This is a genomic window from Streptomyces sp. NPDC046303 (assembly GCF_055588085.1).
In genome coordinates this window covers 1-8031 of sequence record NZ_JBVJFA010000075.1, presented here as the reverse complement: position 1 = coordinate 8031, position 8031 = coordinate 1, and the positions used below count along the sequence as shown (strand labels likewise).

Genomic DNA, 8031 nt, shown 5'->3' with positions numbered 1-8031 from the left:
CCCCACCCCCCCCCCCCCCCCCCCCCCCCCCCCCCCCCCCCCCCCCCCCCCCCCCCCCCCCCCCCCCCCCCCCCCCCCCCGCCCCTGTTTCCGTTCCTGCCGGCTCGAGGGCGTGTCCCGGGTCCCAGTCAGAGGTCCTCCGCCGGTGACAAGCCGCACAGGACAAATCGGAACTACTAGAAGGTTTCGTAGATCCAGTCACCCGATTTGTCCAGCAGCGACCCAGTAGGGACCTGGTCAACCGAGTTCGTCACACTCACCACGTCTACGACTTCAGGTAGTAAAAGGGAGGTTTGGGGAAGTACGGGGGCCTGGGTTACCAAAGATGAGCCCACCCGGCACACAGCCCGACGTGCCGGGTCACTTCATGCCCGTGGCGGGCGTGAACACCGTCTTTATCCCCGGCCCCGGAGGTCTCCTACATGTCCGCGAAGCGCGTCCTCACCCGTCGTACCCGTATCGCCGCCGGCGCAACCGCTCTCGGTGCAGTGCTGGCCCTCGGGGCCGGGACGACCGCCGCCTTCGCCGACACGACGCAGACCGCCCTGGCCGGCACCGCCGAGCTGGTGGCCGCGCAGGCCGCGGCCCAGGCCGCCGGCGCCGCGAACGAGGCGAGCGCCAAGAAGACCGGCCTGTGGGACAAGCCGGTCGAGAAGTACACGCTGTCCGCGACCTACGGCAAGGGCGGCAGCATGTGGGCGTCCAAGCACTCCGGCCAGGACTTCGCCGTCCCGACCGGCACCCCGGTCGACGCCGTGGCCGCCGGCACCGTCGTCAAGGCGGGCCCCAACGGCGGCGGCGACGGCCCCGCGTACGGCAACGCCATCGTGATCAAGCACGCGAACAACATGTACTCGCAGTACGCGCACCTCTCGAAGATCCAGGTCAAGGTCGGCCAGAAGGTCGCCGTGGACCAGCAGATCGCGCTGTCCGGCAACACCGGCAACTCCAGCGGCCCCCACCTGCACTTCGAGATCCGGACGACCCCGAACTACGGCTCGTCCGTCAACCCGGTGGCCTTCCTGCGCACCGTCGGCGTCACCATCTGACCCCCCCCTGACCCTCCTCAGGGGCCCGGCAGGGCTCAGGTGAGCAGCCAGGAGTGGGACGGCTTCGTCGTGGCGGGCAGCTTGCCCTCCTTGTACGCGGCCGCCTGCTCGGGCGAGAACGCCGACTCGTAGACCCGGATGTTGTGCATGGCGCCCTGCCACGCCCCGGTCCAGATGTTGTGGTGCCGGGAGCGGCCCAGCTGCAGCGGGCCGGGGGCCTGCCAGATGCCCGGCACGGCGGCCTCGCCGGCCTTCTTGCCGTCCACGTAGAGCGTGATGGTCTTCTTCTCCGCGTCGTACGAGCCCATCAGCATGGTCGCCGTCTTGACCATGGGCAGGCCCTCGGCGACGACGGTCTGCGTGGTCGCCGCGGCGCCCTTGTCGCCGGTCTGCACACGGAAGATCCAGGCCTGCTTGCCGTTCACCTCGTTGATGCCGAGCTCGAACGAGAACGACTCCCCGTCGCCCTGGCTGACGGCGATCCGCGCGCCCTTGGCGGCCGAGTTGTACAGGCGGGCCGTGACGCTGAAGCTCTTGGTCACGTCCACGGCCTGCTCGGAGGCCTGCGCGTAGGACTTCGACGTCCCCTTCGAGACGACCTGGAACCGCTTGCCCACCGGTCCGACCGACATGTCCGAGCCGAGCCGGATGCCGATCTTCCCGTTGCTGTCGCGCAGCAGCGTCGGGTCGCCCTCGACGGTGGGGGAGTACGCAGCCGGCGAGCCCGAAGGGCCGCCCGGTGAGGCGGACGCGGACGCCGAGGGGTCATCGACCGGGTCCGCCGGGTCGTCGCCCTTCCCCAGCAGGAAGAACGTTCCGCCACCGGCCAGCAGCGCGAGTACGGTCACCCCGCCGCCCAGCATCCACAGCCGCTTCTTGCGCCGCTCGGCCGCCGAGCGGTCGGCCATCGCCTCCCAGTCCGGCTGATCGCCGAGGGGCGCCACCGGTATGCCCGGCTGCGCCGGGGACCACGGCGTCTGCTGCGCCCCGGGGTCCTGGCGGTACGGGTCCGGCTGGTGCCCGTCCGGCTGGTACGGGTTCGGCTGGCCCTGCTGCGGGTAGCCGTAGCCGCCGCCGTCCTGGGCGGGTGGTCCGGGCGGGAAGCCGTAGCCGCCGCCCTGGGCGGGCGGTCCGGGCGGGAAGCCGTACCCGCCCTGCGCGGGGGGCCCCGGCGGGAACCCGTAGCCACCGCTCCCCGGGGCGGGCTCGGGCTGCGGGTTGCTCTGGGGATTCGTGCCGTCGGTCATGCCACGGATGCTAAGTCACGGACCTGCCGGACCGTACGGCCCGGTACCGATCCGGACCGCCGGACACCGCAGGCCCCGCCGCTCAGGACACCGCTCAGGACACCGCTCAGGACCCCGCCGCTCAGCGCTGCGGCGTGATCACCGGGAAGCTGCCCGTCGCCGTCGGCGCGTGCTCCGGCAGCCACAGCACCGCCACCGCGCCCGCAGCCGCGCCCTCACGGTCCGAGCCGCCCGGCGCGGCCACGTTGCGGAACGTCAGCCGGGCGCCCAGCACCCGCGCCTGGCCCTCGGCGATGGTCAGCCCCAGCCCGTGCCCCACGCCCGCGCGGTCCGTCGACCCGGTGCGGAAGCGGCTCGGCCCCTCGCGCAGCAGCGCCTCCGGGAAGCCCGGCCCGTGGTCCCGGATCCGCACGACCCGGCCCTCCACGTCCACCTGGACCGGCGGCCGCCCGTACCGCGCGGCATTGGCCAGCAGGTTGCCCAGGATCCGCTCCAGGCGCCGCGGGTCGGTGCTGACGATCTCGTCCGCGACGACCCGTACCGACGCCTCCGGCATCAGCGCCGTCACCCGCCGGCTCACGAACTCGCCCAGCGCCACGTCCTGCAGCTCCGCCCGCTCGGAGGCACTGTCCAGCCGGGCCACCTCCAGCACGTCCTCGACCAGCACCCGCATCGCCTGCGCGCGGTCCCGCACGAGCTCGGTCGGCCGGCCCGGAGGCAGCAGCTCCGCCGCCGTCAGCAGGCCCGTCACCGGCGTCCGCAGCTCGTGCGCGATGTCCGCGGTCACCCGCCGCTCGGCCTCCAGCCGCTGCTGGAGCGCATCGGCCATGGCGTCCACCGCCCGCGCGAGGTCGTCCGTCTCGTCCCGTACGACGCCCCCGACCGCGTCCCGCACCCGTACTTCGGGATCCCCGTGCGCCACCCGCTGCGCGGCCGCCGCGGCCTTGCGCAGCCGGCGCGAGATCTGACCGCCGATGAGCACGCCCAGCGCCGAGCCGCCGATGACCGCGGCCGGGGTGCCCACGACCAGCGCCCGGTCCAGGTCGCGCACCATGTTGGCGCTCTCCCGGAACTGCGTGTGCAGCGACAGCACCTGCCCGTTCTCGAGCGGCACCGCCGCCCACACCTCCGGAGCCCCCTTCGCGGACTCCTGGACGTAGGTGCCGCGCCGCCCGGAGCGGGCCTTCTCCCGCAGCGGGGCGGGCAGCTCGGGGTCGTTGAGCTTGGCGCCCATCGGCGGCTTGCGGCCGGCCTCGGCGTTGCGGGAGATGAACTGCACGCGGTCGAGCTGCACCTCACGGGCGCTCTCCAGCATCGACACCCGGGCAGCGCTGTGCACCACCAGGCTCAGCGCGATCGCCGTGAGGGCGCCCACGGCGGCGACGGCGATGGTGATCTTCCAGCGGATCCCCGTGCGGAAGGTGAACCGTCTCATGCCTTGAGCTTGTATCCGAAGCCTCGGACCGTTTCGATCCGGTCCTGTCCGATCTTGGTGCGCAGCCGCTGGACGTGGACGTCGACGACGCGGGTGTCCCCGCCCCAGTCGTAGTCCCAGACCCGCTCCAGCAGCCGGTCGCGCGACAGTACGGTGCCGGGCGCGGAGGAGAACTCCAGCAGCAGCCGCATCTCGGTCGGGGTCAGGGCCACGGCCGCGCCCGCCTTGCGCACCTCCATGCCCTCGGTGTCGACCTCCAGGTCGCCGAAGGAGAGCACCCCGCGCTCCGCGTCCTCGTCCTCCTCGGAGCCCGGGCCGCCGCCCCGGGAGCCGCCGGCGTGGCCGAAGCGGCGCAGCACCGCGCGGATCCGGGCGACGAGCACCGACCCGTCGAAGGGCTTGGTGACGTAGTCGTCGGCGCCCGCCTCCAGGCCCAGCACCACGTCGATGGAGTCGGCGCGCGCCGACAGCATGATCACGGGGACGGTGGACTCGTCGCGGATGCGGCGGCACAGGCTCACGCCGTCCATGCCGGGCACCATCACGTCGAGGAGGGCGATGTCGGGCCGGTTCGCCCGGAAGGACTCCAGCCCGGACAGGCCGTCGGGCATGGCGGTGACCATGAACCCGTCGCGTTCCAGCGCCAGGGTCGTGGCCTCGCGGATGACGTCGTCGTCCTCCACGAACAGGACATGGGTCTCGGCCATGCGGGAGCCTCGCCTCGGTTCTTCGGTACTCGGTTCTGCGGCAGTCGGTCGTTCGGGGGTTACGGCTTGTGGGTGACGGCCGGAGCGGGCTGGCCGCCGTCGACCACGTTGCTGTACTCGGAGTGCACCCGGTCCTGCTCGGTGAACTTCTCCCCGGTCCAGCGGTACGTGATCACGTCCTCGCCCGACGGATAGGCGAGGGGATCGCTCTTCGCGTAGACCTGCTTCGTGACCACCAGATCGCCCCGGTCGATCTCCGCGTAGACGGGCGGCTGCTCGTCCGAGAAGACATTCTCGTACGTCGCGCCGTCCGCGCGGTACACGTACGAACCGCGTCCCAGCGCGTCGGCGCACGACAGGACGTTGACCACGATGTCGACGACGGCGCTGCCGGTGACCTTCCCGTAGCTCACGTCCACGGGGTACTCCTTGCCCGTGCAGGGCTTGAGGTCCCGCTTGATCTCGGCGCTGACCTTGGGGTCCGCCTTCAGCAGCGCCACCGGGTCGACCTTCTTCAGGGGCTTGCCGGACGTGGCCTCCGGCGCCCCGGCGGACGCCCCGGAGGAGGCCTCGGCGGAGGTTTCGGGGGAAGCGGCTGAGGGGGCGGTCTTGGCCACCGTGTCCGTACGTGCGGGGCCGCCGTCGCGCAGGCCCGTGCCCCCCGTGGCGCAACCGACCGCCAACACGGCTGTGCCGACGAGGACGATCGTCCCCGCCGACACCAAGACCAGCGAACGTCTGCCGGTCAGTCCTTGGCCATTCAGGCCGCGCACCGCTCACGCCCTTCGTACCGGATGGTGTGGTCACCGCGTTCCAGCGCGCGCATGTCCAGGTCCCGGCTCTCGAGCTCCTGCCGGAGGCGGGCCAGCGCGCGATGCAGCGTGCTCTTCACCGTACCCGCAGACATGCCGAGTGCGGCGGCCGTCTCCTCGGTGCTCATCTGCTCCCAGTGTCGCAGGACGACCACGCTGCGCTGCTTGGGCGCCAGCACCTTGAGGATGTCCATGAGCAGGGCGCGGTCGGCGCGCTGGTCGGTGCCGTCCTCGACGGAGGCGTCCGGGAGCTGCTCGGTGGGGACCTCTTCGAGCTTGCGGGCGCGCCACCACTCCGTACGGGTGTTGATCATGACGCGGCGGAGGTAGGCGTCGGCCAGGGACTTGTCGGCGATGCCGTCCCAGCGGCCGTAGGTGCGGACGAGCGCGGTCTGCAGGAGGTCCTGCGCGTCGGTGGGGTCCGGAACCAGGCGACGGGCGCTGCGCAGCAGCGCATCCTGCCGAGTGCGTACGTACTCCTCGAATTCGAGTACCTCGCCGTGCGCCATCTCAGACCGCCTCCGTTCCGTGCAACCGCTCTTCCGCTGCCTCACGGATCCGAAGGTACGGAGGGGTTGTCACGGGCCTGTGCGGGCCAGCCTTCGGTGGGCGCACGGACACCCATAGGTTGTGTAACAGTGCCCGTGAGCTGCGGTTTTCGCCGTTGGAAGCGGAATCGTCGAGTCAGCTTCGAGCCGGTTCCCCGCCGGCTTCGCGTCGGGCCCCGGTCAGGTCTGCGGAAGCCGGTACATGCCTCCCTCCAGCGGTTCCACCAGCCCGTCGGAGACCAGCCCGTCGAGCGCCCGGGCGCGCTGTACCGGCTCCTCCCACACGGTGTCGAGCACCGCCTGCGGAACCGGTCCCACGGCCTCCCGGAGCACGGCGAGCAGCCGGCCCCGCACCTGGCGGTCGGTTCCGGCGTACGTCTGCCCGCGCCGCGGCGGCCCGTCGTGCGCGGGCTTCCCGGCGAGGCGCCACGCGCACAGCCCGGCCACCGGGCAGCGGGCGCAGGAGGGGTTCTTGGCGGTGCACACCAGCGCGCCCAGCTCCATGGAGGCCGCCGCCCAGCGGGCCGCGGTGTCCTCGTCCGCGGGCAGCAGGGCCCGGGCCAGGCGCCGTTCGGCGGCGGTGGTGGCGTTCGGCGGGTACTCGACCCCGGTGGTGGTGCGCGCGAAGACCCGCCGGACGTTGGTGTCGAGCACGGCGTGCCGCTGTCCGTACGCGAAGGAGGCCACGGCGGCCGCGGTGTACTCGCCGATCCCGGGCAGCGCGAGCAGCTGCGCGTGCTCCCGCGGTACGTCGCCGCCGTGCCGCTCCGTTATCGCCACGGCCGCGCCGTGCAGCCGCAGCGCCCGGCGCGGGTAGCCCAGCCGGCCCCATGCGCGGACGGCCTCGCCCGGGGCCTCGGCGGCCAGGTCGGCGGGGCGGGGCCACCGGGCGAGCCACTGCTCGTACACCGGCAGGACGCGGCTCACGGGGGTCTGCTGGAGCATGAACTCGCTGACCATGACCCCCCAGGGGCCGGCCTCGGGGCGGCGCCAGGGCAGGTCGCGGGCGTGCTCGTCGAACCACGCGATGACGGGGGAGTGCAGTGCGTGGGAGACGGCGGGGGACTCGGGAGACTCGGGGGACTCCGGCGAGTCGGGGGATCCGGGCGAGGTGATGGGGGATGCAGTCATGACAGACGGCATCCTGGCACGTTTCGGACCTCTGGTCACCGACGGTACGCACGAGTGGGGCGGGCCGGGTCGGATGCGTGGCCGGATCCCGGCGGCCCGATTGCACCCGCAGGATGATCATCGGCAGAACAAGCCTGCCGCGCGGCATGGGGGGCACCGATCGGGCCGCGGACTCTCGTAAAGTTCCCTCCGTGGGATCTCTGCGCAATCCGGTCGGGCCGCTCCCCTCCTCCATCTACTGGCGACGGAGGGCTGTGCTGGCGTCCGTCGTCGCGCTCCTCGCGCTCCTCGCCGTATGGACCGTCAGCTCCGGCGGGGGGAAGTCGAGTACGAACGGCAAGGGCCAGAGCCACCCCGATCCCGTCACCTCGATCACCCCCGGCCCGGCCGGCACGGGGCCGGCGATCAGTCAGGCCCCGGGCGGACGCGACGAGTCGGGCGGCGGCGGCACCGGATCCGAGGGCGGCGGCGCCGCCGCGGGCGCGGGCAAGAACGGCGAACCGGGCGGCGGTACGGGCGCGGACGCGGGCACCGGTACGGGCGGCGCGGCCGGTCCGGGCTCCGGTACGGGCGGCGCCGCGGCTCCGGTCCCGGCCGACCCGGGCCTGCCCACGTGCGCGCCGACCGCGCTGCAGTGGGAGGTCAAGAGCGTGAAGAACGAGTACGAGGCGAACGAGAAGCCCCGTCTCGAACTCATCGCGCGCAACATCGCCGGTACCACCTGCAAAATCGATCTCGGCCCGAAGCAGGCGGTGGTGACCATCCTTCAGGCGGCCGGCAACAAGGCGGTGTGGTCCTCGGCGGACTGCCCGACGGGCCCGGGCAGCGCCTTCTTCCGGCTTCCCGCGCAGGGCGAGACCCGGCAGTCGGTGGAGTGGGACCGGCGGTTCAGCGCGGCCGACCAGTGCCAGTCGCCCCCGGCGGGGGTCGCGGGCCCGGACACGTACGTGGTCGAGGTCAAGTCCCCCGGCCTGCCGGTGGCCCGGACCTCGTTCGTCCTGAAGCAGGACTAGGGGGTGTCTGACGGAGGTCCGCGGCGTCGCGATGCCCGGCACGCACTCTCGCCGCACCGGCCGAAAGCCCAAGTACGTCCAGTACGCGG

8 protein-coding genes are annotated in these 8031 nt (G+C 72.8%); 2 read left to right on the top strand and 6 right to left on the bottom strand.

What is annotated here, in order from left to right; all coding sequences use genetic code 11:
• Window positions 1–422: 422 nt before the first annotated feature.
• Window positions 423–1049, top strand: coding sequence for a M23 family metallopeptidase (locus ACZ6I1_RS34745; RefSeq protein WP_469293105.1), 627 nt, complete (start codon window positions 423–425; stop codon window positions 1047–1049).
• Window positions 1050–1084: 35 nt separating this feature from the next.
• On the opposite strand, the gene ACZ6I1_RS34740 is transcribed toward ACZ6I1_RS34745, so the two are convergent.
• The 6 genes from ACZ6I1_RS34740 to ACZ6I1_RS34715 form a co-directional block, all read right to left on the bottom strand.
• On the bottom strand, window positions 1085–2296 hold the full coding sequence (locus tag ACZ6I1_RS34740; RefSeq protein ID WP_469293103.1) for a LamG-like jellyroll fold domain-containing protein: 1212 nt from the start codon (window positions 2294–2296) through the stop codon (window positions 1085–1087).
• Window positions 2297–2417: 121 nt separating this feature from the next.
• Window positions 2418–3731 (bottom strand): two-component system sensor histidine kinase CseC, encoded by a 1314-nt coding sequence (gene cseC, locus ACZ6I1_RS34735; protein WP_469293102.1) that lies wholly within the window; start codon window positions 3729–3731, stop codon window positions 2418–2420.
• Window positions 3728–4438, bottom strand: a complete 711-nt coding sequence (gene cseB / locus ACZ6I1_RS34730) for a two-component system response regulator CseB (RefSeq protein WP_469293100.1) — start codon at window positions 4436–4438, stop codon at window positions 3728–3730. Before cseB ends, cseC begins: the two co-directional genes overlap by 4 nt.
• A 59-nt stretch (window positions 4439–4497) precedes the next feature.
• Entirely contained in the window at window positions 4498–5160 is a 663-nt protein-coding gene (locus ACZ6I1_RS34725; RefSeq protein WP_469293098.1) for a hypothetical protein, read from the bottom strand.
• A gap of 38 nt (window positions 5161–5198) precedes the next feature.
• A complete protein-coding gene (locus tag ACZ6I1_RS34720) occupies window positions 5199–5759 on the bottom strand; it encodes a SigE family RNA polymerase sigma factor (RefSeq protein WP_469293096.1) in 561 nt (186 codons plus the stop codon).
• Window positions 5760–5978: 219 nt separating this feature from the next.
• Window positions 5979–6929 (bottom strand): HhH-GPD family protein, encoded by a 951-nt coding sequence (locus ACZ6I1_RS34715; RefSeq protein WP_469293093.1) that lies wholly within the window; start codon window positions 6927–6929, stop codon window positions 5979–5981.
• A gap of 191 nt (window positions 6930–7120) precedes the next feature.
• Here ACZ6I1_RS34715 and ACZ6I1_RS34710 point away from each other — a divergent pair, with 191 nt between their 5' ends.
• Entirely contained in the window at window positions 7121–7942 is an 822-nt protein-coding gene (locus tag ACZ6I1_RS34710; protein WP_469293091.1) for a hypothetical protein, read from the top strand.
• Window positions 7943–8031 lie beyond the last annotated feature (89 nt).